Here is a 25,424-nt window from a genome sequence, read left to right on the forward strand (position 1 = left end):
ATGATGTCTGCCACAACTGATGCTCTGGCGTCGCTTTTTCAACGTTTTCTTCAAGCAACGCAAGAAGCAACGGGTGAATTGCCAACACTCTGTTCTGATCCTGATTTACCCTCTCCCTGTTTTGTTGATGAGGTTGAGGATAAAGAGGGCGACAAGCATTGGCAGCCTTTTAAGCGAGACGAGCTGGGCGATTTTAGCAATGTGGAAGAGGCGATTGAGTGTGTGCTTGATGAGAGTGTTAAGGCATTTTATCAAAGCTATTTTTGTGACTCATTGGCGCTGAATTTCGCTGGCCATTCGTTTGATCTTATTCAGGTTTGGAATGAGCAGGACTTCAAAGGATTGCAGCAAAATATGATTGGCCACATCGTGATGAAAAAGCGGCTTGGGCAAAAGATCACGCTGTTCATTGGTTGTATCGATGATGACACCATTATTAGTGTCAACAATGAAACTGGGCAGGTGGTTGTCGAAAAAGTAGGCTGTGAGCCTCACAAAGTGCTGGCGGAGACTCTGCCTGATTTTCTTAACGCATTAACTGTCTGAAGCAGATTCATTCTGCTTTTCTATGTGAGCGCGGATCCAGGTGAGCTCGTTGCGGATCGCTTTGAGTTCCGCGAGCACCTCTGCTGAATTTGATGTTTCTGCATTACTGTTTTTAGCTGCCGTACTCGCAGCTGGTGCGGGGGCAGTATCAGCCGCAAGTATTTTTTCCGGTGCTGTTTTCGCCTGTTGTACTGCTGAGATCAGTTCATGCATGCTGACCTGCTTACCGACTCGCCCTTTTAGTAACGCAACGGAAGGAACCTTACCCTCTTGTAAAAGCTGTTGTAACGCCCTCATTAATTGATTATCCATGTACTTCCTTTAACGCCATCAGAGAAAGTCGCTATGTTAACTTGTGATGGGAAAAATGCCGAGATGGAACGGTGATAACTCGGCTCAATTACGCTTTTACGTCGGCTCTAAGCATACTGTCTAACTGATCGACAATCTCCGTCCAATCACTATCTTCGCTAAGTGCTTCACTGAGGAAGGTCGCTTGAGATGCGTTCCAAAATGGCGCGTCAGCTAACTTTTGTTCAGGGTTAAGTGAATGAGCGATGATGAAATCTTTGAGACTTGCAGGATCTGATGCTAATCCTAATTGAGCAAATAGATTACTCAGGTTATGCGTTGAAGTGTCCACTATGGTGGCCTCACTGTGGTGTATATCGAAAATGCTTCGATGATTTAACGTGGCAGAATAGTGCAATTATAGACTCTAGCTAAGGCGACACAGCTTAGGTTTCCGATTGGCGTTTTCGCAGGGAAATACAATGACAGAACAGAAATTTGAAAGCTTTCAGCAGTTCTATCCATACTATCTGCAAGAACACCGAGACCCGCGATGTCGTGCATTACACTATGTGGGAAGCACCTTAGTGTTGTTGACGGCCATCGGGATCGTTTGGCAGGCGCAGTGGCACTATATTTGGCTGCTACCTGTCATCGGTTACGGCTTTGCTTGGTTAGGACATTTTGCTTTTGAACACAATCGGCCTGCGACATTTAAGTATCCCTTGTATAGCCTGATGGGGGATTGGGTTATGTACTTTGAGTTTCTTTGTGGCCGAATTGGGCATCGCTTTAATTAGGTTTTAGCCTTCGCTAACCATTAACGTAGTGACGCTAAAAAATTACCGATGGCTCCAGCTAATGCTGGAGAGCGATCGCTACTACGGAAGGCATTTTGTAGCTTTCCTCTCATTCCAGGGATAGCAAATAGATCAAGAAGCAATGTGTTAAACAGCACTTGGTCTTGTCGTTTCGCTGTTTTTTCTAAGAACAGCGACAGGTTGGGATCAATTAGTAGCTCCCATCCGCGACCAGCGACGAGAATGAGGAACTCAGCATTATCACCTAACTCTGAACTCAACAACTTAGGTAGCATAGGGCTTAAGATGGCCTGATGTTTTGGGTGCAACAACATACGGGTTGCGCATAGTTGTTCGGCAATATCGCTACTCTTTTCAAGGTGTAGGGTAACAGCTTTGGCCAGTGTATCAGAGATGCCAACTTGTTCTGCCATGGCCGCTAATCCAGCTTTAACTTCTATTGGCAGCGCCTGATAGTCTGCGATGCTTGATGCTGAATCGCATTGCTGCTCCATTCTTATTATAAAGTCTGCTACCCCCTGTAATGGCAGTGACTGCCATTGCGAGTAGGGCAGTTGGCCACTGAAGTAGTCGGCGGCTTGTTCATAGTATTTAGATGCTGCTTGCTGTTTCTGTGCTCGTATGTGGGCGGTGATCAGAGCCAACTGTTGTTGGCTTGGTGCATAGGCGAAGGGGTTGCTTTTTAACATTGATTCCCGCTGCTCGACGGCAACTGCATGGTTAAATGCCTGCTGTATCAATGCACATAGTTGGTTTAAGGCGGAAAAGTCAAGCATACCCTGTTCGTCTAAGGGCAGTTTAAGGCACCAAAACGAAGGCTCAAACGGTGCTAATGCCGTTTCTATCACCATGGCGAGAATGGCATGGCGCTGCAGTGGGAAGGGGTAAGGAACTTCCTGTAACTGGAGCTGCGTAAACAGCGTTTGATCCAACAATTCGACTCGCCGGCCCAGATTATAGACGGTCAGGTTAAGCCCCAATTGCTTACAGCATAGATCTAGTTCAGCGTTCATCATCACCCCTCTTGGCTTGGCTGCGCCATTATAGTGGTCCGTTCTATCCCCTCAACCCCCAATTCGCTGTGATAATATGCAGCCGAGATAGAGGAGTTGTTATGAAATATATAGCAATAGAGAAATACCTTGGAGATGTATCCAAGTTGTTACGACAAGCGGGTCTATGGAGCGAACAGGCACCAGAAGCCGCAGCGCTTAGTTCATCGGCTCCGTTTTGTTGCGATACTTTGTCGTTTCAGCAATGGTTACAGTTTGTTTTTTTACCGCGAATGCAAGGTATCGTTAATCAGCGAGCGCCTTTACCGACAAGCTGCGATATAGCAACGATGGCTGAGCAGGTACTCGACCTATCCGTGCCAGAGGTTAGAAAGTTGATTGTTACATTGAAAGCGCTAGACCAGTCGTTAACCATGACAGCGGGGCATTAAGGGTGTCGAGTGAACTGAGAATTTTGCACCAAGACCCTTATATAGTGGTGATTGATAAGCCGGGCGGCATGTTAGTACATCGCTCTTTCATCGATCGTCATGAAACACGCTTCGTTATGCAGACTTTGCGGGATCAACTTGGGCAGCATGTCTACCCCGTGCATCGGTTAGATAAGCCAACGTCAGGATGTTTGATCTTTGCACTGGATCCGTCCACGGCAAGTGCTCTCTCTTTATTGTTTCAAAATGGCGAGATAGAGAAGCAATATCACGCAGTGGTTCGTGGATATGTTAACAGCGCTGATATGATTGACTATCCGCTCAAAGAGAAGCGCGATAAGCATGAAGATAGGCGTACTAGCGAAGATAAACCGCCTCAGCCTGCCGTTACTCACTATCAGCCTTTGGAGCAATTGTTATTACCAATTCCGGTAGGGAATTACCCAGAGGCACGCTATTCATTGCTTAAGTTGCGACCAGAAACGGGCCGACGACATCAATTGCGACGCCACATGGCTCATATTTCACACCCTATTGTGGGCGATACCACCCATGGCGATGGTAAACATAACAAACTGTTTCGTCAGGAATTAGGCCTAAAAGGGTTGTTACTACGTGCGACCCGGATCAGTTTTGTTCATCCCGTGAACGAACAGCTGGTCGAATGTGAGGCGGGTTGGGATGAGCTTTGGCATGGGGTAATCGAGTTGCCGAATTGGACAGTTGTTTGAAAACCAATCTGTAAATAAATTACAAACAAAAGGCTGCAGATCGCAGCCTTTTGTTTTTTTTCTACACCGCGCACATATTTGTCATACGTCTGAAAATACCAGTTAACAAGCGGTCTGCAATCAGTTATTAACGGTAACTTTAGAGCGAATGTTCAGTAACATTTTTCACCGAAGGTTCTATACTTGTAACTATCTTGTGAAGATAGTCACAGAAAAGTTGCTGACTCAGGTTTAGCATCTCCCCTGACTTTTAACGCCGGGGGGTGATTAAAGTCAGGTAGGCAGCGAAAGGCACTTAGCTGAATACCGGAGTGTTAACTAAATGAACACGAAGAGGTTCGTTAGCTAACGCTCCCAAGGGAATGTTGGTTTCTCAAATAACGAAGTAATAATCAAAAAAGGGATTAGTCAAATGGCTAAAATCAAAGCACTTCCAATCGCATTAGCGATCGCATCAGCACTGACTGCTGCTAGCGCTTCTGCAGTAGAATTTCACGGTTATGCCCGTGCTGGTTTGTCAACTACTGGCGACGGTGGCGAGCAAACTTGTTACGGTTCTGGCGCAGGTGGTCACTGGACTGGTCGTCTGGGTGATGAGTGTGATACTTATGTTGAACTCGACCTTGCTCAAGAAGTATACAATCGTGATGGTAAAGTTTTCCGCGTAGAAGCTATGTGGGCGACAGATATTCAGAATCAAGGTAACGATTACCAAGCTGTCTACTCTGATAATGATACCAATGCTGATGGTACTGCTAACAGCGGTGCTCGCCAGCGAGGGGAGCCTTGGGGCGGCGGCGATTTCGCACTTCGTCAAATCTTTGCTTCAGGTAAAGGTGTTTTAGGTTTCGCGCCTGAGGCAACTATCTGGGCTGGTAAGCGTTTCTATCAACGTAAAGATGTTCACTGGTTGGATCTGTTCTATGTGAACAACTCCGGTTACGGTGCTGGTGTAGAAGGTATTAAAGCAGGTCCTGGTCAGTTGTCTTTTGCATGGACTAACTTCGATACACCTTCTCGTATCGAAGGTGATGGTAACAACAACCAGGTTGGCGAAGGTCTTGGTACTATTCAGAATAACAAATTAGATATTCGTTATTCTGGTATCCCTCTGTGGGCTGGTGCGAACCTTGAACTGATCGGTATCTATGGCTTCGCTGACCTGACAGATGCTCAGGATGATGCGGACTATGGCGATGATGATGGTTACTTCGTTACTGCTGAGATTTCTCACGGTTTGATGGGTGGCTTCAACAAGATCGTTGTTCAGTATGGTAAAGACTCTATGGGTCACGCTGCATGGGCTAACCATGGTGGTGGTGAGTCGTTGAACCGCCCATGGTGGGATGGTCAGCAAGAAACTTCATATCGTTTCATGGATTTCGGTGTGATCAAGCTGTCAGCTGACATCGAAATGGGTTACTCAGTTATCTATCAGGTTGCTGAAACTTATGGCGATTATGATGATCTGAAGAAGTTGTCAATTGTTGCTCGTCCTACATACAAGTGGAACGACGTAATGAGTACTGCGGTTGAAATCGGTTATTCTGATGACGAAGGCTACCCATGGGAAGGCGATAACGGTGATTACGACCAGACTAAATTGATTGTTTCACAAAACTGGTCTGCAGGTAAGAGCTTCTGGGCTCGTCCTCAAATCCGTGTATACGCTGGTTCGTTCTGGGGAGATCAAGCTGAAGCCCGTGATGACGACGGTAACCTGCGTTTCGGTGCACAGGTTGAAGCTTGGTGGTAAGCCACTACAGAGTTAGTTAGAGTTATAATGACTTAACTGGACTCAACAAGCTAAAAGCCCTCGGCTAGTATTGCTAACCGGGGGCTTTTTCTATACGGTACTTTGTACATTTAGGTAGAGTTTTTGTTGGTTAAAAGGTTATTCATTTTTTATGAGAATCTGGCGTAGTTTAGTTGTAGGCTTTGGCTTAACCGTGTGTTTGTTGTCTCCCGTTCAAGCTGGGTGGTTTGATTGGCTTGGCGGCGGCGAGGAAGCGCGTCAACTGACCGATATTGAACAGGCAAAATGGGCTTTGTTTAATAAGGATAGTTGTTGTAACAGCTTATCGCAGTTAAATTATTTTCCCTTGCCTGCATCGTTTAGCGAAGAAGTATTTATAGATGTTGATGCGCAAGTGTTTGAGTTTAAAACCGGTAAAAGTTTTGTATTAGGGTATCGCCTGCCACAAGTGGTCGGATCGTATTCGGTTGAGCTTGAAAGCTTGTTGTATAACGACGTTATTTTTAGCCCATCGGCGCTGCTGTTGGATAACAAATTCAATATTACACGCGTTATATCTTCTAACCAGTTCACATATATTCCTGAAAAGATGTTTAATCCCAATCGGTTAAATGCGGTTGTTAATGTGAACGGTTTTCGTCAAGGCACGGATGGGGCTGAGACATACCTAATTCTCTTTACAACGGCAGAAGATCTGGAAGGTTCGACCCAGATGATCTCTACGATGCGTCTGTTTGCTGAAACGCAGGGGCGTGCTGATCCTGGTCTGCCAGATCCTATTGCGCCTCATAGTGCGGTTGGTAAGTTGAGAGTGACTGTTCGTTCTGGTTATTCAGATCCTACAGGGGGTGATGCTGTGGACCAATTCTTCAAAGATATGTTCCCAAGTGATGGCAATCGGAACAACGGTGAACAGTATTTAGATTTACCTGCACCGAGTGAAGTGCCAGATAGATCACCAACACCAGGACTCACTTCCGCGGTTGCTACAGGTAATGTTTCTATGCTGCCAGAAACAGAAGACCTCTATAACAACTTGATTGCTCAGGCGGTAGAAGCGAACGACATCGATAAGGCATTAAAATTAGTTGAAGAGGCGGAACGGGCAGGCTCAAGCTCGGCAAGAACGACCTTCATAGATAAAGTTAAGAACATGAAATAGTAGAACTTCTTTGTACCGATTAAAAAGGGAGCCTGTGAGGCTCCCTTTTTTATATCAATTAATCAGAACCGTCTATTCAGCACTACGAAGCAGGGCATTGATCCCTACTTTAGAACGCGTTTTTGCATCAACCTTCTTCACGATGATCGCCGCATAAAGGCTGTAGTTACCGCATTTAGAAGGCAGGCTACCACTAACAACAACCGAGCCAGCAGGGACTCGACCATAATGGACTTCACCTGTTTCACGGTCGAAAATACGTGTGCTTTGGCCGATAAATACGCCCATTGAAATCACTGAGCCCTCTTCGACAATCACGCCTTCAACTACCTCTGAGCGAGCGCCGATAAAGCAGTTGTCCTCGATGATTGTAGGATTAGCCTGTAGTGGCTCTAATACGCCACCGATGCCAACGCCGCCTGACAGGTGTACATTCTTACCAATTTGCGCACAGGAGCCGACAGTGGCCCAAGTATCAACCATGGTGCCTTCGCCAACATAAGCGCCGATGTTGACATAGGAGGGCATTAATACGGCGTCATTCGCGATAAACGCACCCTTACGTACGGCTGCAGGTGGGACGACGCGGGCGCCATCACGCTTAAAATCCTCTTCCGAGTAGTTTTCGTACTTCATTGGGACTTTGTCGAAGTACTTACTTTCAGCCCCTTCAACTACGGCGTTGTCATTGATGCGGAAATAGAGCAGTACCGCTTTTTTTAGCCACTGGTGGACAACCCATTCGTCAGCGATCTTTTCTGCGACGCGAGCTTTGCCGCTATCAATCAGCTCGATGGCAGCGATGATTGCTTCTTTGACTTTAGGCTCTACGGTTGATGGCGTGATAGTTTCACGCTGCTCAAATGCCGCTTCAATAATGCCTTGTAGTTCAGTCATTCATTTTCTCCGGTAAAAACAAAGTTAACGTTAATCTATTGTTTGGTTGATTTGAGCTTCCAGTGCATGTTGAAGCTCAATTCGTGCTGTTTCTTCTAAACCGCCACCGACTGAGTTGGTGAGGATGAAAAAGTCCTCTGCTCGCTCACCAATGGTGGTGATTTTTGCTGCTTGCAAATAGACATCATGGGTCTCAAATATATCCCCAATGGTGGCGAGTAACCCTGGGTAGTCTAGGGCGACCAGTTCCAACATCGTTCGGCTATGGTCTTCGACATTAAGAAATTTCACCTTGGTAGCCACTGAAAAGTGACGCATCTGCGTCGGTGGTCGACGGGTCGCTTCTCGATCAGTCGCTGGAGATGTCAAGGAGCTGAGCAGTTCGCGCTTTATCTCTTCTACGCGGTGAGGTGCCGTCAGTGGTTCACCGTCCTGCTCTAATACCACGAAGCTATCTAAAGTATGATCGTCTCGGGTACTTTGGATCTGCGCATCATGGACGTTGAGGCCTTTTCGATCTAGCACGCCAACTGTTTTGGCAAATAGCCCAGGACAGTCTTTGGTATAGATAAATATCTCAGTGCCACCACGGGTCATCTGTTTGCTGATAAGTATCAGCGGCTCGTCTGATTGATGGTTAACTATTTCTCGGCCATGCCAGGCAATTTGCTCCGGCGTATGGCGTAGGAAATAGTCATCGAAGAAACGAGATAACAGTAGTTCCACTTGCTCCAAAGGGAATCGCTTTAATAATGCTTTTTCTGCATCAGCTCTGATATTCGCTACCTGTTCAGATGGATCGTAGTCCAACTCCATACCGTTTCTAAACAGTGATTGCGTAGCAAAGTAGAGTTCACGCAACAGTGCCGCTTTCCAAGTGTTCCAAAGGTTGTCGTTGGTGGCGCAGATATCCGCCACTGTGAGGCAGTATAAGAAGTCTAGATGCTTTTCGTCACCCACCTTTTCTGCAAACTCTTTGACTACATCAGGATCATAGATATCTCGTTTCTGTGCGGTGACAGACATTAGCAAGTGGCTTTTAACCAGCCAAGCGACGATTTCTGAATCTTGTTGATTAAAGCCATGCTGCTTACAGAATGCTAAGGCATCCACCGCACCTAATACTGAGTGATCGCCGCCGCGGCCTTTGCCTATATCGTGAAATAGTCCGGCAAGAAACAGCAGTTCGGGTTTACGCATTTTGCGTAATAACTCACCACAAAGTGGGAAGTTCTGTTCTGCTCTTGGCCTTAAGAAATGATAAGTATTCTGTAATAGGCGATAGGTATGTTCGTCAACTGTGTAGGCGTGGAACAGATCAAATTGCATCTGACCGACAATCTGCTGCCATAACGGAAAGTAGAGCGCGAGCATTGAGTGCTTATGCATACGACTTACCGGCCGTCCCATACCGCGAGGGTGCTTCAACAACTGCACGAAAAGTCGACGGTATTGTGGGTGATCCACCATGTAGCCCTGGAAGTTACGGCGTGATATTCGCAACTGGCGTATGGTTTCTGCATTGATCCCTTTGATGGCAGGATCATCCGCTATATGAAGAAATAGCTCCAGCATTGCTTCCGGCCGGCGCTCAAAGACTTTTTCATCGATGATCTCCAGCATTTCGCCACGACGCTGAAAATCATTATCGATGGGATAGAGCTTTGCTTTGTTATTTGACCCCAATATCTCTTGGTCAAACAGCTGCATGAGCATGTCGTTCAGTTCACGCACACGACGAATGGTTTGATAGAACCGCTTCATCATCTTTTCAACCGCGGCGCTACCGTCGTCGCAATAACCAAGAGCGGCAGCTATCTGGGGTTGATGTTCAAACAGTAGGCGGTTTTCGGAACGTTCAGTTTCTACATGGAGGATAAAGCGAACTTGCCAGAGAAACGTTTGGCATTCGATTAACTCTTGATGCTCTTCCTCGGTGAGAAAGTTGTGGGAGATCAGCTCTTGCAGGCTATTGGCATTAAAGTGGCTTTTGGCTACCCAACCGATGGTTTGAATATCACGCAGCCCACCAGGGTTACTTTTGATATTCGGCTCAAGGTTGTAGCCAGTGTCATGAAACTGCTCATGACGGGTTTGTTGCTCGGCCAATTTTGCCTGGTAAAGCTCACTTGACGGCCAAAAGCGTTTGGACTGCACCGCATCTTGCAGTTTATCGAACGGCGTTGTAGCGCCACAGATCAATCGTGATTCCAGCAGATTAGTGCCAATGGTAATGTCGTTTTTACCCAGCTGAAGACACTCTTTAACTGAACGTACCGCTTGACCTACCTCTAAACGTATATCCCACAACCAGGTGATAAATTCGCTAATCTGACTCTTGGCGCTGTCAGGTACTTGGCGTTTGGCTAAAACCAATATATCAACATCAGATTGCGGGTGTAGTTCACCTCGGCCATAGCCTCCGACAGCGACCAGACTAAGATCTTTTATTTCGTTTAAGCCACAGCGTTGCCATAAACTGCTCAGTAAGGCATCAACAAAAGTTGCACGATGATGTACTAACGTTGTGACTGGTAAGCCGGATTGATATTGGGCTCGTAACCAGTTAAGAAAATCACTATTAGCGGTGCGGTAATCCGTGACTTTGCCGTCAATCGTTAACTCTTCGATTGCGTTGAGGATCTGCTGCAACTCCATTAATACTCCGTAGCTCAACGTTGGTTAGTCGTGCGAGATGACTCGGTCAATCGTATCGCAATCACGTAGGGTCATAATTTCACAGCCATTTTCTGTCACCAGCAAGGTGTGTTCCCACTGCGCGGAGAGGCTACGATCTTTGGTGATGGCGGTCCAACCATCTTTCATCAATTTCGAGTGGGGTTTACCAGCATTGATCATAGGCTCAATGGTGAAACACATACCCGCTTTAAGTTGCTCACCGGTTCCTTTTCGGCCGTAATGAAGCACCTGTGGCTCTTCGTGGAACTCTCTGCCAATACCGTGGCCGCAGTACTCTTTGACCACTGAGTAGCCATGTTTTTCCGCGTGTTGCTGGATGACAAAACCGATGTCGCCCAAATACGCGCCAGGTTTGACCAACTCGATACCTTTATACAAGCATTCCTGGGTTACACGGATTAATCTTTCCGCGAGGATTGAAGGCTTACCGACAACAAACATTTTACTTGTGTCGCCATGGTAGCCGTCTTTTATCACTGTGATGTCGATATTAACTATATCACCATCCTTGAGTTGCTTGTCTGAAGGGATGCCATGACAAATAACGTGATTTACAGAGGTGCAAATGGATTTTGGAAAACCGTGATAATTGAGTGGGGCAGGGATGGCGTTCTGCACATCAACGATATAATCGTGGCAGATCTGGTTTAGTTCATCAGTAGTAACGCCCTTTTTTACATAGGGGCCTATCATCTCCAGTACATCCGCAGCAAGGCGACCGGCGATCCGCATTTTTTCAATGTCGGCCGGTGTTTTAATCACAATACTCATCGTCTGCCCATTTACACTTCATTATTTAAGGAGCGGCAGTATAACAAACTGTAATCAGAGCGTCTTGCTATGCAAACTGATGAATTACGACATTTTCAGTGCTGGAGAATTGCTCGTGGGGGGGTAAATGTGGTATAAAGCGCGCCGAAATCCGTATCACAATTGTTTGTGATACAAACTACCACACACACATTCCGTCACATGCTTCGGGGTGCCTGAAAAGGTCGATTGCATGGGGGATGTGGAGGCTTAACCCCATAGAGGAAATTAAAATGCCTAACGTATCTATGCGTGACATGCTCCAAGCTGGTGTCCACTTCGGTCACCAAACCCGTTACTGGAACCCAAAAATGAAGCCTTTCATTTTCGGTGCTCGTAACAAGGTTCACATCATTAACCTGGAACACACTGTACCTATGTTCAATGAAGCGCTGGCTTTCATCAGCAATGCAGCTTCTAAGAAAGGTAAAGTATTGTTCGTCGGTACTAAGCGCGCAGCCAGCGTTGCAGTGAAAGAAGCTGCTCAGCGTTGTGGCCAGTTCTATGTTGATCACCGCTGGTTAGGCGGTATGTTGACTAACTGGAAAACTGTTCGTCAGTCAATCAAACGCCTTAAAGATCTGGAAACCCAGAGCCAAGACGGCACTTTTGACAAGTTGACCAAGAAAGAGGCGCTGATGCGTACTCGCGAAATGGAAAAGCTTGAAAAGAGCCTTGGTGGTATTAAAGATATGGCTGGATTGCCAGACGTGCTGTTCGTTATTGATGCAGAGCACGAACACATTGCAATTAAGGAAGCCAACAACTTAGGTATTCCTGTAGTTGCTGTTGTTGATACCAACTCTAGCCCTGACGGTGTTGATTACATCGTTCCTGGTAACGACGATGCGATCCGCGCAGTGGGTCTGTATCTTAATGCTGCGGCTGATGCCGTTGTAGAAGGTCGTTCACAAGGCGCTACTGGTGTCGAAGGCGACGGCTTCGTAGAAGAAGCTGTAGAGTAAATAGGGTTTTATTAATCACCCCTTTTACTTACCGCTAAGGTAATGAAACGCTGAAAAGGGGCCAGGTTAAGGCCCCTTTCTTCTAAACTTTACTGGATAATTTTGGCCGGAATACCGGCATGGCGAGGATTGACAGATGGCAGCAGTTACAGCAGCTCTGGTAAAAGAACTTCGCGAGCGCACAGGCGCTGGCATGATGGATTGTAAAAAGGCGTTGGTAGCAGCCGACGGCGATATCGAAAAAGCGATCGAAGAGATGCGCAAATCTGGTCAGGCGAAAGCAGCTAAGAAAGCTGGTCGTGTGGCTGCAGAAGGTATCATCTTGGCGAAAAGCGCCGGTGATAAAGCCGTAATGATCGAGTTGAACAGCGAAACAGATTTCGTTGCCCGTGACGAAAACTTCTTGGCATTTGGCGAGAAGCTGATCAGCTTGGCTCTGGACAACAAGACCGCTTCACTTGAAGCGCTGCTGGCTTGTGAGATGGATGGTGTGGCATTGGATACTGCCCGCACGAACCTGATCACTAAGATTGGCGAGAACATCAACATCCGTCGCGTTGCCTTGCTTGAAGGTGCCGATGTTGTTGCTAGCTACATTCACGGCGCACGTATTGGTGTTCTGGTTGCGGCAAATGGCGCTGATGAAGCATTGGCGAAAGATATCGCTATGCATGTTGCGGCAAGCAACCCTCAGTTCCTTAAGCCTGAAGATGTATCTGCTGACGTTGTTGAAAAAGAGAAGCAGATCCAGATTGAAATCGCTATGAACAGCGGCAAGCCAGCCGAAATCGCTGAGAAAATGGTGATGGGCCGGATGAAGAAATTCACCGGTGAAATCAGCCTGACAGGTCAGCCTTTCGTTAAAGATCCTTCAACTTCAGTCGGTGGCTTACTGAAGTCTGCTAACGCTGACGTGACTAACTTTGTTCGTTTTGAAGTTGGTGAAGGTATCGAGAAAGCGGAAGATGATTTCGCGGCTGAAGTGCAAGCACAAGTTGCCGCTGCACAAAAAGCTTAACTCGTTGTAAGATAAGGCAGCCAACTGGCTGCCTTTTTTCCGTCCTTAATTAGTCCGAGAGTACTATGAGTATCAATCCGAAGCCTGCTTATCGTCGAATTTTGTTAAAGCTTAGTGGTGAAGCCCTGATGGGTGATGAGGAGTTTGGCATCGATCCCAAGGTGTTGGGACGTATGGCTCACGAGATTAAAGAGCTGGTTGAGCTTGGTGTGCAAGTGGGGCTGGTGATTGGTGGCGGAAACCTGTTTCGTGGACAGAAGCTGTCCGAAGCAGGAATGAACCGAGTAGTGGGCGACCACATGGGTATGTTAGCGACGGTGATGAACGGACTCGCTATGCGTGATGCCTTACATCGTGCCTATGTGAACGCGCGCTTAATGTCTGCAATCCCTCTCAATGGGGTTTGTGACAGTTACAACTGGACTGAAGCGATTAGCTTGTTGAAGTCAGGTCGTGTGGTTATCTTCTCTGCGGGAACGGGTAATCCGTTTTTTACCACTGACTCTGCTGCTTGCTTGCGTGGTATCGAAATTGAAGCTGATGTCGTGCTGAAGGCCACTAAAGTTGAAGGTGTTTATTCTGCAGATCCTGTTAAAGATCCTTCTGCCACGCTGTATTCACATTTAAGTTACGATGAAGTGTTGGATCGTGAACTGAAAGTGATGGATCTGTCAGCGTTCACTTTGGCTCGGGACCATAATATTCCTATCCGCGTTTTCAATATGAATAAGCCTGGAGCATTACGCTCTGTGATCATGGGTGAGAGCGAAGGTACTCTGATCAGCAAAACGCCTAGCCAAGAAGATAAATAGAATCGAATTACAACGGAGAAAAATCCAGTGATCAACGATATTAAAAAAGATGCTAAGACCCGTATGGAAAAAAGCATTGAATCGCTGAAAGGACAAATGGCCAAGATCCGTACCGGACGTGCCCACCCAAGCCTGCTTGATACTATTATGGTGCCTTATTACGGCGCACCGACACCACTTAAGCAGCTTGCCAATGTGATCGTTGAAGATTCCCGTACTCTTGCATTGACCGTCTTTGATAAGTCATTAGCTGGTGCGGTTGAAAAGGCGATTATGAGTTCTGATTTGGGGTTGAATCCAAATTCAGCAGGCACTGTGATCCGTATTCCAATGCCGCCTTTGACCGAAGAGCGTCGTAAAGATTTAATCAAAGTGGTACGTGCTGAAGCTGAAGCAGCACGTGTTGCGGTGCGAAATATTCGTCGTGATGCAAACAGTGATCTTAAAGAGCTTCTTAAAGAGAAAGAGATCTCTGAAGATGAAGATCGTAAAGGCCATGACGAAGTTCAGAAAATCACCGATACTTTTGTTAAGCAAGTTGATGAGCTGCTTAAAGCAAAAGAGCAGGAATTGATGGCGTTTTAATACGTCACCTTGTCGGTGGTTCTTTGTTCTAGGAAAACGCTGTGTCATCCAACGGCACGGCGTTTTCTATATGTTTCAACAGTTATCTGTTAGGAAGAGTGCAGGTCTGGATGTCAGAGGAAAACCCTTTCGCCAACTGTGTTGAACGATTACCAAAGCATATTGCCATCATCATGGATGGTAATGGTCGTTGGGCACAGCAGAGGAAAAAGCCAAGGATTCTCGGACATCGTGCGGGCGTTGCAGCCGTGCGCGAGACTGTTCGTTTGGCGACAAAGTGGCAAATAAAGGCCGTGACGCTTTATGCGTTCAGCAGTGAGAACTGGCGTCGGCCGGATACTGAAGTCAGTTTGCTAATGGAGTTGTTCCTCAGTGTCTTGCAGCGAGAAGCAAAGCGCTTGCATAAGAACAATGTTCGTTTACGTATCATTGGTGATGTCAGTCGGTTCAGTGATCGTTTGCAGGAGCGCATTGCCGCAGCCGAAAGCTTAACCCAGGATAATGACGGCCTGACACTAAATATAGCGGCGAATTATGGTGGACGTTGGGACGTTATCCAGTCAGTGCAGAAGCTTGCACAGTCTTTACAGGTGGGTAGCCTTAAGCCTGAAGATATCACTGAAGAGATGCTCTCTGAGAATCTCACAACGGCGCAGCAGGGCGATCCTGACTTGATGATTCGTACCGGTGGTGATTGTCGTATTAGTAATTTCCTTGTTTGGCAAATGGCATACGCGGAAATGTATTTCACCGAAGAACTTTGGCCCGATTTTGGTCAAGCGCTGTTTGAAGATGCGATCAATACTTTCCTTGGGCGAGAGCGCCGCTTTGGCTGTACCGGCGAACAGGTGAAGTCTGTTGTCGGCGATACAGAAGATAAATAAGAGGTGATGCTTGCTTAAGCAACGAATAGTGACAGCGTTAGGACTTTTACTTGTAGCCTTGGGTGCGCTGTTTTTTCTGTCTGCCAATGGTCTAGCACTCGCCATGGGGGTAGTTGTTTGGATTGCAGGTTGGGAGTGGTCGCGGTTATGTGGACTGGTAACTAAGCCATCCCGTTTTGTTCTGGCCACTGCGCTATTTAGCTGTTTTGGGGGCTTACTTTGGCTGATCCCGCCTACTAGTCTAGAAACCCTTACAGCTTTAACAAGCATATTGATATGGGTGCTAGGTCTCGGTTGTGTGTGGTGGGTGTTGGCTGTCATATTGGTGTTCACATTTCCCGCTAGTGCCGCTGTTTGGCAAAATAGTTCCATTTTGAAAGTATTCGCAGGGCTATTGACCTTGTTGCCTTTTGCCGTTGGTGTTCTGTTACTGCGCAGCGCTCATGCATCCTCTTTGGGTATCTATTACGGGGCAGAACTGTTACTTACGGTGTTAGCCATGGTGTGGGCTGCTGACTCTGGGGCTTATTTCGCCGGTAAACGATTCGGCAAGCGGAAACTGATGCCGAAAGTGAGTCCTGGTAAAACCATCGAGGGCCTATTGGGAGGCCTTTGTGCTGCTTCGATTGTCGCATTGGTTGGCGCTTGGTTACTTAATATCGAACCTGCCGACTGGGGCTTTTTTGTCTTAGCCAGCGTGTTAAGTGTATTAGCTTCAGTATTCGGTGATCTGACGGAAAGCATGTTTAAGCGTCAGGCGGGGGTAAAAGACTCCGGGCGTATCTTACCTGGGCATGGCGGCATTCTTGACCGTATTGACAGTTTAACCGCTGCACTGCCGGTATTTGCTCTCTGCTATTGGTTGTGGATCGTTTAGATGCAAACTGTCTCTATATTGGGAGCGACTGGCTCCATTGGTGACAGTACGCTGGACGTTATTCGTCGTAATCCTGAACGTTTTACTGTTTATGCATTAACGGCGGGAAAAAACGTCACTCGTTTGGTCCAGCTGTGCCTTGAGTTCCGTCCCCGTTTTGCCGTGGTTGCCAGTCAGGCGTCATATAGCGAGTTAAAACTTGCGCTAAAAAATGCGGGGTTAGAAACTACTCCGTTAGCAGGAAGTGATGCCTTAATTGATGTCGCATCTGCAGATGATGTTGATACCGTAATGGCTGCCATTGTCGGTGCTGCTGGCCTTATGCCAACATTGGCTGCGGTTAAAGCAGGCAAGAAGGTGTTACTTGCCAATAAAGAAGCGCTGGTCATGTCTGGTGAGCTGTTTATTGATGCAGTAAAGAACCATAAAGCCACGCTACTGCCTATCGATAGTGAACATAACGCAATTTTTCAGTGCCTTCCTGCATCGGTTCAACAGCAAAGCTCACAAACTTCGTTGTGTAATAACGGCATAGCCAAGATCCTTTTAACTGGTAGCGGTGGTCCATTTTTAAATACACCATTGTCAGAATTGCCTGCAATGACGCCGGAGCAGGCGTGCAAACATCCGAACTGGGATATGGGGCGCAAGATCTCCGTTGACTCAGCCACCATGATGAACAAGGGCTTAGAGTTTATAGAAGCCAAATGGTTGTTTAACGCCAAGCCTGCAGATATCAATGTAGTGATCCATCCGCAAAGTGTTATCCATTCTATGGTGCAGTATGTAGATGGCTCTGTAATCGCGCAGCTAGGCAATCCAGACATGAGAACGCCGATCGCTCATGCGATGGCTTTTCCTGAACGGATCGAAAGCGGAGTGGCGCCATTGGATTTTGCGTCGATGGTCGATTTCTCATTTGTCCCGCCTGACTATGCCAGATTCCCTTGCCTCAAGTTAGCTATCGATGCCTGTAATGCAGGGCAATGGGCCTGCACAGCGCTCAATGCAGCCAATGAAGTGGCAGTTGATGCATTTCTTGAGAGGTCGATCAGGTTTACTGATATATCCGCGGTGAACCATCGTGTACTTGATGGGGTCTTACCACAGCAATTAAATAGTTTGGAACAGGTTGTCGAGCTAGATAAAATGGCACGAATGCTGGCCAAGCAATACCTGACAGAGAGCCAATAGTTCTATGTTCGACATATTATGGAATATATGTGCCTTCATTTTCGCGCTAGGCATTCTCATCACTTTTCACGAGTATGGTCACTTCTGGGTTGCTCGTCGTTGTGGGGTGAAAGTACTGAAGTTCTCGATAGGCTTTGGTAAACCCTTGTGGAGTAAAGTCAGCAAAAGTGGCACTGAGTATGTTTTGGCTGCTATCCCACTAGGCGGCTATGTGCGTATGTTAGATGGTCGTGTTGATGATGTGCCTAGTGAGCAAAAGCATCTAGCGTTTGATAGCAAACCTGTTAGCCAGCGGATCGCGATCGTATCTGCCGGCCCGCTAGCCAATTTCGTGTTCGCTATCTTAGCCTATTGGCTGATGTTTGGTATTGGTGTACCCAGTGTTAAGCCCGTTATCGGCGAGGTGATGCCAGAATCGATCGCTGCAGAAGCGGGTTTTGAACCGGGAATGCAAATAATCGAAATTGCGGGTCGACAAACGTTAGATTGGGAAGAGGTTAGCCTCGCTTTGGTTGCTCATATCGGCAATGAAACTATTCCTATTAAACTAAATTCTGCTTCGTCCGGCGTTAGCCACAAATCATTGGATATAAGAACGTGGCAATTCGATCCTGATCAGCAACCTTTATTGAGCTCTTTAGGTATCAAGCCGTTTTTCCCCACTGTGACGCTTGAGCTAGCGCATGTTGAAGAGACTGGTGCTGGTGCACAAGGAGGTCTAGAGGTTGGCGATCTTGTGATTGCTGCTGATAGTGAGCTAATTGAAAGCTGGCCTCAACTTGCTTCGATTATTGCTGTGCATGGTGGTGAAGAGCTCATCGTGGATGTGATGCGTGACGGTGCGCCGGTGACCTTGGTGTTAATGCCCTCAGAGAAGGCATCTGGAGATGGCAGTATTGGCTACTTAGGCATTGCTCCTCGGGTAGATGAATGGCCGGACGAGTACCGCTTTGAAATGCAATACAGTTTTGTTGATGCCTTTGTGAAAGGCGTCGAGAAAACAGGACAACTTATTGTGCTCAGCATTGATATGATCGGCAAACTCCTTACCGGTGACGTGTCAGTTAAGAATTTGAGCGGCCCCATATCTATTGCGCAAGGTGCAGGTAGCAGCGCGGGTTATGGCTTGGTGTATTTTCTCGGGTTCTTGGCACTGATTAGTGTTAATTTAGGGGTGATTAATTTACTGCCCTTACCAGTGCTCGACGGTGGACACTTAGTTTATTACATTGTCGAGCTTATACGTGGTAAACCAGTATCAGAACGCATTCAGGAAGTCGGGTTTCGTGTTGGCTCAGTATTGTTATTGGTCATCATGGGGATTGCCATTTTTAATGATGTGGCCCGTCTGTAGAAAATTTAGAATTATAAGAAGTATTCGAGCAAAAATAGAATGATATCAATGGGCTTTCGTAAAGCACTGGCGGCTATTTGTCTGTTGAGTGTGTCTTTGGGTAGTGTCGCGTCAACGGCCTTCGTTGTCGAAGATATTCAGATAGAAGGGTTACAACGGGTAGCGTTAGGTGCGGCATTGCTGCATGTACCTCTCCGGGTGGGCGATGAAGTGACCCCGTTAGGCGTGGCTCAGCTTATTAAAGCACTGAATAAGTCCGGCCATTTTGAATCTATCGAAGTACTGCGTGATGGCAATATTCTGCTTGTCCGTGTGTCAGAGCGTTCTACTATCAGTAACATCGTATTTAGTGGTAATGAAGATATTCCTGATGAACAACTGCAGGAAAGTTTGGCAGGCAATGGAATTAAAGTAGGGGAACCGCTCGATCGAAGTATTATTGCGAATGTTGAGAAGGGGCTAGAGGATTTCTATTACGGCGTTGGTAAGTATACTGCGAAGGTTGATGTCTTTGTCACGCCGCTACCTCGTAATCGTGTTGACCTTAAAATTGTTTTTAATGAGGGTGATGCAGCAAAAGTTCAGCAAATTAATATCGTAGGTAATAAGGTTTTCCCTGAGCCTGAATTACGCGAGCTATTTGAGCTGACGGACCATGTACCTTGGTGGGACTTTTTTGGCTCCCAGCGTTATGAGAAACAGCGCTTAAGTGGTGACTTAGAAAACCTGACGAGCTATTACCGTGATCGTGGTTACATTCGATTTAATGTGGACTCCACTCAAGTATCCCTAACGCCAGATAAAAAAGCCGTTTATGTGACAATTAATGTCAACGAAGGTGAGATCTATACTATTTCTGATGTGAAAGTCGCAGGCAATTTGGTGGGCAAAGAGGAGCTGATTCGAGCGCTTATCCCTGTTAAATCGGGCAGCCAATACAGCGCTGCAGAAATTACCTACGCAGAAGAGAGTATCAGTCGATACCTTGGCCGATTTGGCTACGCATACCCGAAAGTCAGTACTTACCCTGAAGTAGACGATGTTGATAAAAGCGTGAAGATTACCGTGCATGTTGAACCTGGTGCGCGTATTTACGTTCGGCGGATAAATTTCTCGGGTAACCACGTCACTAAAGATGAGGTGTTACGCCGAGAGATGCGTCAAATGGAAGGCGCTTGGTTGTCAGAGTCATCACTTGAACAGTCAAAAGCACGTTTAAATCGCCTGGGTTTCTTTTCCGATCCTAGTTATGACGTCGTGCGGATCCCCGGCTCAGAAGATCAAGTGGATGTTGATTGGAAAGTAACAGAGCAACAGACCGGTTCTTTCAACGCCGGTGTGGGCTATGGTACTGGCAGCGGCATTAGCCTGCAGGGCGGCCTCTCGCAGAATAACTTTATGGGAACGGGTAATAGTCTCTCCCTTAATTTAAGTAAAAACACATACTCTAATAGAGTGGATCTTGCATACAACGATCCTTACTTTACGGTAGATGGGGTGTCGTTAGGCGGACGAGTTTTTTACAGTACTTTTGATGCTGGCGACGCTAACCTTGTAAACTACAATAATGATTCTTATGGCTTAAGTACTAATCTCGGTTTTCCGCTTAATGAATACGACCGCTTTAGTATTGGCGCAGGTTATCGCCATAACGAATTGTCGAATTTAGATCCTTATGATCAGATCCAGCAATTTTTCCGGATCTATTCAGATATCAATGATCCAGATGCAAAACTGGAGTTTGACACGTATGATCTCAATGCTTCCTGGTCGCGAAATAAGCTGAACCGTGGGCTGTTTCCCTCCTCTGGTTACAAGCATACACTGAACGGTAAGGTCACAACGCCCCATAGCAGTGACTTACAGTATTTTAAGCTGAATTATGAAAGTCGCTGGTACTTTCCGCTGACCCAAAAGCAAGATTTCAGCTTCATGGTGAAAACCAATCTCGGCTACGGTAACGGCTATGGCGATAAAGATGGTAATGATCAAATATTACCGTTTTGGGAAAACTTCCGTGGTGGTGGCTCGGGCACCTTGCGTGGGTTTCGCTCGAACAGTATCGGTCCCCGTGGTGTGATCCGTTACCCTGATCCTGAGAATATTCCCGGTTCACCCAATCCTGGTGGGGGTAGCGATTCTATATTGCCTGGAGCGGAAGATGACCTTATTACTGTGAGTGATAACTCGCTCGGTGGTAATGCGTTAGCAGTTGCTACATTTGAGCTGTTTGTTCCTACTCCGTTTTTGGATGAATCATATAACAACTCTGTTCGTTCGAGTTTCTTCGTCGATGCGGGTAATGTCTGGGATACCGAGTTTGATTACGGCAGTTATAGCGATTTGTCGCCATCGGAGTACGATAAGCTATCTGACTATTCCGATTACAATCGTTTTCGAGTATCAGCAGGTATCTCAGTGCAATGGGTTTCTCCGATGGGACCAATGGTATTCAGCTTAGCTAAAGCTATTAAAGAATATGACGGCGATGAAACGGAAGTTTTCTCGTTTAATGTGGGTCAAACATTTTAGTCTCTGGTGTCCATACATTCTGAGTGCTAGATTTACAGGCTGATGGAAGCCTATTAATACAATAAAGGAGCATCCTTTGAAAAAGTTGGTTTTTGCTGCATTGGCGGCGTTCGTTTTGATTTCTAATATGGCCGTAGCCGCTGATAGCGTGGCCTATGTCAACATGCCTCGAGTATTGCAAGAGATGCCGCAGAAGGATGAGATTGGCAATATCCTTAAGCGTGAGTTTGCTGACCGCGTTGAAGAGTTAAAGCGTTTAGAAGGTGAGATGCAGGGTATTGTTCAAAAGGCACAAAAAGATGGTGCTTTGATGGGCGAAAATGAGCAGATTGCTTTAGAACGCCAACTGGAAGGTTTGAAGTCTCAGTATGAATTGAAGAAAAAGGCGCTGGAGGAAGATAATCGCCGCCGCCAAGCTGATGAACGGAATAAGCTTTTGCTACAAGTTCAGGATGCCATAAATAAGGTCGCTAAAGCAGAAGGCCTGGCAATGGTGTTTAACACCAATGCCTTAGTTTATGCTGCAGACAACACTGATATCACAGATAAAGTGATTGCTGAGCTGGCAAAAACTAAATAGGGATCGCTATGCCGACGTTTACTTTATCTGAGCTTGCTGAGCATCTAGGTGCGGAACTTATTGGCGATGGTACGGTTGAAGTTGAATCGGTCGCATCTTTAGACAGTGCAGGCGACCGTCAGGTCGCTTTTTTAACTAATCCCAAATATAAAGAGCAGTTGCAGGCTTGCTCCGCTAGTGCGGTGATAGTTGCACCCGCGGTAGCTGAACTATGCCCGACCAACGCAATTGTGATGGCTAACCCTTATTTGGGTTATGCGAAGGCCGCACAGCTTCTAGATACCTCACCAGAGCCTTCTCAAGGAATTCATCCTACAGCCGTGTTGGATGACGTGACGTTGGGGCAGGGGGTCTCTGTTGGCGCATATACCGTCATCGAGCCGGGTAGCATCATTGCTGATGGTGCAAGAATCGGCGCCAATTGCTATATAGGCCACTGCAGCCAGATCGGTGCTGAAACCCGTATATTCAGCAATGTCGTTATGTATCATCGCACCCATACTGGTGTTGCTTGTCGTATTCACAGTGGCGCAGTGATCGGGGCTGATGGTTTTGGCTATGCTAATGATGCGGGCAACTGGGTGCGTATTCCCCAGACCGGTCAGGTGATACTTGGTGATAATGTTGAGATTGGTGCCTGTACTACCGTGGATCGCGGAGCATTGGAGAATACCGTGATCCATTCTGGCGTTATTATTGATGATCACTGCCATGTTGCTCATAACGTTGTTATGGGCGAAAGAACGGCGGTTGCGGGGGCGACAACTTTTGCTGGCAGCGTCACTGTAGGCAAACAGTGCGTCATAGGCGGTGCATCGGTGATCAATGGTCATATCGAAATTGCTGACAATGTGCACTATTCTGGAATGAGTATGGTGATGCGTGGAGCCAAAGAACCTGGCGTCTATAGCTCCGGTGTGATCACGCTACCTAATAAAGAGTGGCGTAAAAACGCTGCGCGTTTTCCTAAGCTAGATGAAATGTATCGCCGTATTAAAGTATTAGAAGACGAGCTCAACGCACTGAAGCGTGAAGATTAATCTGTTCTATCATTTTTAAACATTTGAGGAGTTCCCCTTGTCTGAATCAAAGGCAATGGATATTCAGGATATCCTGGATCATCTACCCCATCGGTATCCTTTTCTACTGATTGATCGTGTGTTGGATTATGAAGCCGGCAAGTGGTTACATGCGATTAAGAATGTCACTTATAACGAGAACTTCTTTCCGGGGCACTTTCCTAAGAAGCCTGTTTTTCCTGGCGTATTGATTTTGGAAGCGATGGCTCAGGCGACTGGTATCTTGGGTTACAAGTCTGCTGCCGACAAGCCAAATGAGAATACCATTTACTATTTTGCCTCCTGCGATAATGCTCGATTTAAACGCCCTGTCGTACCTGGTGACACTGTTCACTTGGAAGTGGAATTACTGAAAGCTCGTCGTGGCATGGCGAAATTTGATTGTGTGGCGAAAGTTGATGGTCACATTGTCTGTTCTGCTGAAATTATGTGTGCGATACGCGAGGCATAATTGTGATTGATGCATCTGCCAATATTCATCCTACTGCATTGGTCGAGTCTGGTGCAGTCATTGGTGCCAATGTAGAGGTTGGCCCTTTTACTTATATTGCTGCCAATGTGACGGTTGGAGAAGGCAGTTGGATTGGATCCCATGTGGTCATCAAGGGACCCACGAGGATTGGCGCACGGAATAAAATTTTTCAGTTCGCCTCAGTCGGTGAGGATTGCCAAGATAAGAAGTACGCTGGCGAGCCGACCGAACTGGTGATGGGGGATGATAACGTTGTTCGTGAATGTGTCACTATCCATCGAGGAACGGTGCAGGATAAAGGGGTTACCCGGATAGCCAATCGTTGTCTGTTTATGGCGTATGTGCATATTGGTCATGACTGCGTTGTGGGTGATGATGTCATTTTGGCAAACAACGTAACTTTGGCTGGCCACGTTCAAATCGGTAATCATGCTATCGTTGGCGGTTTATCTGCATTTCATCAGTTTGTTAAGGTCGGTGACCACGCGTTTATTGCTGGTGCCTCAGCTGTGCATAAAGATGTGCCAACCTATGTTATGGCAAGAGGCGATAATGCCCATGGTATTAATGTTGAAGGGCTTAAGCGGCGCGGCTTTTCCAAAGAGGCTATTACCCTTATTCGTAGGGCATATAAGGTTATATACCGTCAAAATCTGACTTTGGAAGAAGCAAAGCCAAAACTTTTTGAGATGGCCGATGAATGCGCTGAAATAAGGCCTTTAGCAGAGTTTGTCATGGGCAGTGAACGTGGCATCGTCCGATAGCACTGCTGTACTCTCTTCACCTGTTATCGCCATTGTCGCCGGAGAGATGTCCGGCGACATTCTTGGTGCAGGGCTAATCACTGAATTAAGAAAGCGTTGTCCTAACGCTAAGTTTGTTGGCATTGGCGGCCCCAAAATGCTCGCTGCGGGCTTTGAAACCTGGTTTCCGATGGAGACCTTGTCTGTCATGGGCCTGTTTGAAGTGATTAAACATTTGCCCGAACTGCTTAGGGTTCGCCGCCAGCTGTTAACTCGCCTATATGACCTTTCTCCCGATATATTTATTGGCATTGATGCGCCTGACTTTAACCTTGGAGTTGAAAAGCGCTTAAAGGCTAAAGGAATAAAGACAGTTCATTATGTCAGTCCATCTGTGTGGGCTTGGCGTCCCAAACGTATTTTCAAAATAGATAAGGCGACGGATCTTGTGCTGTCGCTCTTGCCATTTGAAAAGGCGTTTTATGATAGACACCATGTGGCGTGTGAGTTTGTTGGTCATCCGCTAGCAGATGAGATCCCGTTGAACAGTGATAAATCCCAGGCTAGGCAAGTGCTTTCATTACCTGCTGAGGGGCTATACCTAGCGGTGTTACCTGGCAGTCGTGGTGGAGAGATGGAAAAACTGCTGCCTACGTTTATCGAAACTGCACTACGGCTAAAGAAGAGCCTACCCGATTTAACCTGTTTAATGCCCCTCGCCAATGAAGCCCGCAAAGCTCAATATCATGAGATCGTTGCACAGTATCCTGGTGCCGAGGGCCTGTTTGCCTGCTTTGATGGGCAGTCCCGGGAAGTGATGGCGGCAGCTGACACCATTTTGTTGGCGTCAGGTACAGCGGCATTGGAAGCGATGCTGGTTAATCGTCCTATGGTTGTCGCGTATAAAGTCAGTGAAATGACCTATTGGTTAGCGAGAAAACTGGTCAAAGTGAATTATGTTTCTTTACCCAATTTACTGGCTGACGCGCCCTTAGTGCCAGAGTTGTTACAGCACGATGCTACGCCAGAAAAACTTTATCAGACTTTGCATCAATTGCTCAGTAGCGACAGCTCTGATATGACCCAACAATTTGAGTCGCTACACCTCGCGCTGCGGCAGGGGGCGAGCGCTAGTGCTGCCGCCGCTGTTATTAACGTTATGGGATCATAA

Annotated in this window: 26 protein-coding genes; 20 read left to right on the plus strand and 6 right to left on the minus strand. The window is 46.8% G+C overall.

Features of this window, described 5'->3' with window-relative positions; all coding sequences use genetic code 11:
- Positions 1–546, plus strand: a complete 546-nt coding sequence (gene syd / locus DU002_RS13815; protein WP_114338979.1) for a SecY-interacting protein — start codon at positions 1–3, stop codon at positions 544–546.
- Here the strand turns inward: syd and DU002_RS13820 are convergent.
- On the minus strand, positions 535–858 hold the full coding sequence (locus tag DU002_RS13820; protein ID WP_114338980.1) for a hypothetical protein: 324 nt from the start codon (positions 856–858) through the stop codon (positions 535–537). The two genes, syd and DU002_RS13820, sit on opposite strands and share 12 nt — an antisense overlap.
- An 88-nt stretch (positions 859–946) precedes the next feature.
- Complete coding sequence (locus DU002_RS13825; protein ID WP_114338981.1) at positions 947–1,189, minus strand: DUF2789 domain-containing protein; 243 nt, start codon at positions 1,187–1,189, stop codon at positions 947–949.
- A gap of 130 nt (positions 1,190–1,319) precedes the next feature.
- Between DU002_RS13825 and DU002_RS13830 the strand changes: the two genes are divergently transcribed.
- Positions 1,320–1,637, plus strand: a complete 318-nt coding sequence (locus tag DU002_RS13830; RefSeq protein ID WP_114338982.1) for a DUF962 domain-containing protein — start codon at positions 1,320–1,322, stop codon at positions 1,635–1,637.
- Between the two features lie 20 nt (positions 1,638–1,657).
- Here DU002_RS13830 and DU002_RS13835 read toward each other — a convergent pair whose 3' ends face one another.
- Positions 1,658–2,674 (minus strand): DUF3549 family protein, encoded by a 1,017-nt coding sequence (locus tag DU002_RS13835; RefSeq protein WP_114338983.1) that lies wholly within the window; start codon positions 2,672–2,674, stop codon positions 1,658–1,660.
- 98 nt (positions 2,675–2,772) lie between these two features.
- Here DU002_RS13835 and DU002_RS13840 point away from each other — a divergent pair, with 98 nt between their 5' ends.
- From DU002_RS13840 to DU002_RS13855, 4 genes are all read left to right on the plus strand, one after another.
- A complete protein-coding gene (locus DU002_RS13840; RefSeq protein WP_114338984.1) occupies positions 2,773–3,102 on the plus strand; it encodes a YqcC family protein in 330 nt (109 codons plus the stop codon).
- A 2-nt stretch (positions 3,103–3,104) separates the two neighbouring features.
- Complete coding sequence (truC, locus tag DU002_RS13845; RefSeq protein WP_199405249.1) at positions 3,105–3,833, plus strand: tRNA pseudouridine(65) synthase TruC; 729 nt, start codon at positions 3,105–3,107, stop codon at positions 3,831–3,833.
- A gap of 412 nt (positions 3,834–4,245) precedes the next feature.
- Positions 4,246–5,589 (plus strand): maltoporin LamB, encoded by a 1,344-nt coding sequence (gene lamB / locus DU002_RS13850; RefSeq protein WP_114338985.1) that lies wholly within the window; start codon positions 4,246–4,248, stop codon positions 5,587–5,589.
- A 193-nt stretch (positions 5,590–5,782) separates the two neighbouring features.
- Positions 5,783–6,751 carry a MalM family protein gene (locus tag DU002_RS13855; protein WP_158538062.1) on the plus strand — a complete coding sequence of 323 codons (969 nt, stop codon included), beginning with the start codon at positions 5,783–5,785 and terminating at the stop codon, positions 6,749–6,751.
- A gap of 72 nt (positions 6,752–6,823) precedes the next feature.
- On the opposite strand, the gene dapD is transcribed toward DU002_RS13855, so the two are convergent.
- The 3 genes from dapD to map are packed head-to-tail and all read right to left on the minus strand — an operon-like array spanning position 6,824 to position 11,119.
- Complete coding sequence (dapD, locus tag DU002_RS13860; RefSeq protein WP_114338987.1) at positions 6,824–7,648, minus strand: 2,3,4,5-tetrahydropyridine-2,6-dicarboxylate N-succinyltransferase; 825 nt, start codon at positions 7,646–7,648, stop codon at positions 6,824–6,826.
- Between the two features lie 30 nt (positions 7,649–7,678).
- Positions 7,679–10,306, minus strand: coding sequence for a [protein-PII] uridylyltransferase (glnD, locus tag DU002_RS13865; protein ID WP_114338988.1), 2,628 nt, complete (start codon positions 10,304–10,306; stop codon positions 7,679–7,681).
- Positions 10,307–10,330: 24 nt separating this feature from the next.
- Positions 10,331–11,119, minus strand: coding sequence for a type I methionyl aminopeptidase (gene map / locus DU002_RS13870; RefSeq protein ID WP_114338989.1), 789 nt, complete (start codon positions 11,117–11,119; stop codon positions 10,331–10,333).
- Positions 11,120–11,391: 272 nt separating this feature from the next.
- On the opposite strand from map, the gene rpsB reads away from it, so the two are divergent.
- The 14 genes from rpsB to lpxB all read left to right on the plus strand — a co-directional run bounded on the left by rpsB (position 11,392) and on the right by lpxB (position 25,424).
- Positions 11,392–12,123, plus strand: a complete 732-nt coding sequence (gene rpsB, locus DU002_RS13875) for a 30S ribosomal protein S2 (protein WP_147271865.1) — start codon at positions 11,392–11,394, stop codon at positions 12,121–12,123.
- A 136-nt stretch (positions 12,124–12,259) separates the two neighbouring features.
- Positions 12,260–13,141 (plus strand): translation elongation factor Ts, encoded by an 882-nt coding sequence (tsf, locus tag DU002_RS13880; RefSeq protein WP_114338991.1) that lies wholly within the window; start codon positions 12,260–12,262, stop codon positions 13,139–13,141.
- A 65-nt stretch (positions 13,142–13,206) separates the two neighbouring features.
- Positions 13,207–13,953 (plus strand): UMP kinase, encoded by a 747-nt coding sequence (pyrH, locus tag DU002_RS13885; RefSeq protein ID WP_114338992.1) that lies wholly within the window; start codon positions 13,207–13,209, stop codon positions 13,951–13,953.
- Between the two features lie 63 nt (positions 13,954–14,016).
- Entirely contained in the window at positions 14,017–14,538 is a 522-nt protein-coding gene (gene frr / locus DU002_RS13890) for a ribosome recycling factor (protein ID WP_407642952.1), read from the plus strand.
- A 110-nt stretch (positions 14,539–14,648) separates the two neighbouring features.
- Positions 14,649–15,422 carry an isoprenyl transferase gene (locus tag DU002_RS13895; RefSeq protein ID WP_114338994.1) on the plus strand — a complete coding sequence of 258 codons (774 nt, stop codon included), beginning with the start codon at positions 14,649–14,651 and terminating at the stop codon, positions 15,420–15,422.
- A 10-nt stretch (positions 15,423–15,432) separates the two neighbouring features.
- Positions 15,433–16,299: a phosphatidate cytidylyltransferase gene (locus tag DU002_RS13900; RefSeq protein WP_114338995.1), complete on the plus strand. Its 867-nt coding sequence runs from the start codon at positions 15,433–15,435 to the stop codon at positions 16,297–16,299.
- Positions 16,300–17,493, plus strand: coding sequence for a 1-deoxy-D-xylulose-5-phosphate reductoisomerase (gene ispC / locus DU002_RS13905; RefSeq protein WP_114338996.1), 1,194 nt, complete (start codon positions 16,300–16,302; stop codon positions 17,491–17,493).
- A gap of 4 nt (positions 17,494–17,497) precedes the next feature.
- Positions 17,498–18,847, plus strand: coding sequence for a sigma E protease regulator RseP (rseP, locus tag DU002_RS13910; RefSeq protein WP_114338997.1), 1,350 nt, complete (start codon positions 17,498–17,500; stop codon positions 18,845–18,847).
- 48 nt (positions 18,848–18,895) lie between these two features.
- Positions 18,896–21,379 carry an outer membrane protein assembly factor BamA gene (gene bamA / locus DU002_RS13915; protein ID WP_114338998.1) on the plus strand — a complete coding sequence of 828 codons (2,484 nt, stop codon included), beginning with the start codon at positions 18,896–18,898 and terminating at the stop codon, positions 21,377–21,379.
- Positions 21,380–21,455: 76 nt separating this feature from the next.
- Positions 21,456–21,959 carry an OmpH family outer membrane protein gene (locus tag DU002_RS13920; RefSeq protein ID WP_114338999.1) on the plus strand — a complete coding sequence of 168 codons (504 nt, stop codon included), beginning with the start codon at positions 21,456–21,458 and terminating at the stop codon, positions 21,957–21,959.
- 8 nt (positions 21,960–21,967) lie between these two features.
- Positions 21,968–22,999, plus strand: coding sequence for a UDP-3-O-(3-hydroxymyristoyl)glucosamine N-acyltransferase (lpxD, locus tag DU002_RS13925; protein WP_114339000.1), 1,032 nt, complete (start codon positions 21,968–21,970; stop codon positions 22,997–22,999).
- 55 nt (positions 23,000–23,054) lie between these two features.
- A complete protein-coding gene (gene fabZ, locus DU002_RS13930; RefSeq protein WP_114339001.1) occupies positions 23,055–23,489 on the plus strand; it encodes a 3-hydroxyacyl-ACP dehydratase FabZ in 435 nt (144 codons plus the stop codon).
- Between the two features lie 2 nt (positions 23,490–23,491).
- Complete coding sequence (gene lpxA, locus DU002_RS13935; protein WP_114339002.1) at positions 23,492–24,274, plus strand: acyl-ACP--UDP-N-acetylglucosamine O-acyltransferase; 783 nt, start codon at positions 23,492–23,494, stop codon at positions 24,272–24,274.
- The gene (lpxB, locus tag DU002_RS13940; RefSeq protein ID WP_267897004.1) at positions 24,258–25,424 is read left to right on the plus strand and encodes a lipid-A-disaccharide synthase; all 1,167 of its coding nucleotides are present in this window, start codon (positions 24,258–24,260) and stop codon (positions 25,422–25,424) included. Before lpxA ends, lpxB begins: the two co-directional genes overlap by 17 nt.

This window comes from Corallincola holothuriorum, from assembly GCF_003336225.1.
GTDB classification, from domain to species: domain Bacteria; phylum Pseudomonadota; class Gammaproteobacteria; order Enterobacterales; family Neiellaceae; genus Corallincola; species Corallincola holothuriorum.

What these genes read in the sequence shown, in the direction of transcription:
- bamA (WP_114338998.1), top strand. Translation starts at nt 18,896, where the DNA reads ATGGGCTTTCGTAAAGCACTGGCGGCTATTTGTCTGTTGAGTGTGTCT.
- dapD (WP_114338987.1), bottom strand. Translation starts at nt 7,648, where the DNA reads ATGACTGAACTACAAGGCATTATTGAAGCGGCATTTGAGCAGCGTGAA.
- rseP (WP_114338997.1), top strand. Translation starts at nt 17,498, where the DNA reads ATGTTCGACATATTATGGAATATATGTGCCTTCATTTTCGCGCTAGGC.
- map (WP_114338989.1), bottom strand. Translation starts at nt 11,119, where the DNA reads ATGAGTATTGTGATTAAAACACCGGCCGACATTGAAAAAATGCGGATC.
- tsf (WP_114338991.1), top strand. Translation starts at nt 12,260, where the DNA reads ATGGCAGCAGTTACAGCAGCTCTGGTAAAAGAACTTCGCGAGCGCACA.
- glnD (WP_114338988.1), bottom strand. Translation starts at nt 10,306, where the DNA reads ATGGAGTTGCAGCAGATCCTCAACGCAATCGAAGAGTTAACGATTGAC.
- lpxD (WP_114339000.1), top strand. Translation starts at nt 21,968, where the DNA reads ATGCCGACGTTTACTTTATCTGAGCTTGCTGAGCATCTAGGTGCGGAA.
- fabZ (WP_114339001.1), top strand. Translation starts at nt 23,055, where the DNA reads ATGGATATTCAGGATATCCTGGATCATCTACCCCATCGGTATCCTTTT.
- DU002_RS13840 (WP_114338984.1), top strand. Translation starts at nt 2,773, where the DNA reads ATGAAATATATAGCAATAGAGAAATACCTTGGAGATGTATCCAAGTTG.
- DU002_RS13830 (WP_114338982.1), top strand. Translation starts at nt 1,320, where the DNA reads ATGACAGAACAGAAATTTGAAAGCTTTCAGCAGTTCTATCCATACTAT.
- pyrH (WP_114338992.1), top strand. Translation starts at nt 13,207, where the DNA reads ATGAGTATCAATCCGAAGCCTGCTTATCGTCGAATTTTGTTAAAGCTT.
- DU002_RS13895 (WP_114338994.1), top strand. Translation starts at nt 14,649, where the DNA reads ATGTCAGAGGAAAACCCTTTCGCCAACTGTGTTGAACGATTACCAAAG.
- syd (WP_114338979.1), top strand. Translation starts at nt 1, where the DNA reads ATGATGTCTGCCACAACTGATGCTCTGGCGTCGCTTTTTCAACGTTTT.
- lamB (WP_114338985.1), top strand. Translation starts at nt 4,246, where the DNA reads ATGGCTAAAATCAAAGCACTTCCAATCGCATTAGCGATCGCATCAGCA.
- DU002_RS13835 (WP_114338983.1), bottom strand. Translation starts at nt 2,674, where the DNA reads ATGATGAACGCTGAACTAGATCTATGCTGTAAGCAATTGGGGCTTAAC.
- rpsB (WP_147271865.1), top strand. Translation starts at nt 11,392, where the DNA reads ATGCCTAACGTATCTATGCGTGACATGCTCCAAGCTGGTGTCCACTTC.
- frr (WP_407642952.1), top strand. Translation starts at nt 14,017, where the DNA reads ATGGAAAAAAGCATTGAATCGCTGAAAGGACAAATGGCCAAGATCCGT.
- DU002_RS13820 (WP_114338980.1), bottom strand. Translation starts at nt 858, where the DNA reads ATGGATAATCAATTAATGAGGGCGTTACAACAGCTTTTACAAGAGGGT.
- ispC (WP_114338996.1), top strand. Translation starts at nt 16,300, where the DNA reads ATGCAAACTGTCTCTATATTGGGAGCGACTGGCTCCATTGGTGACAGT.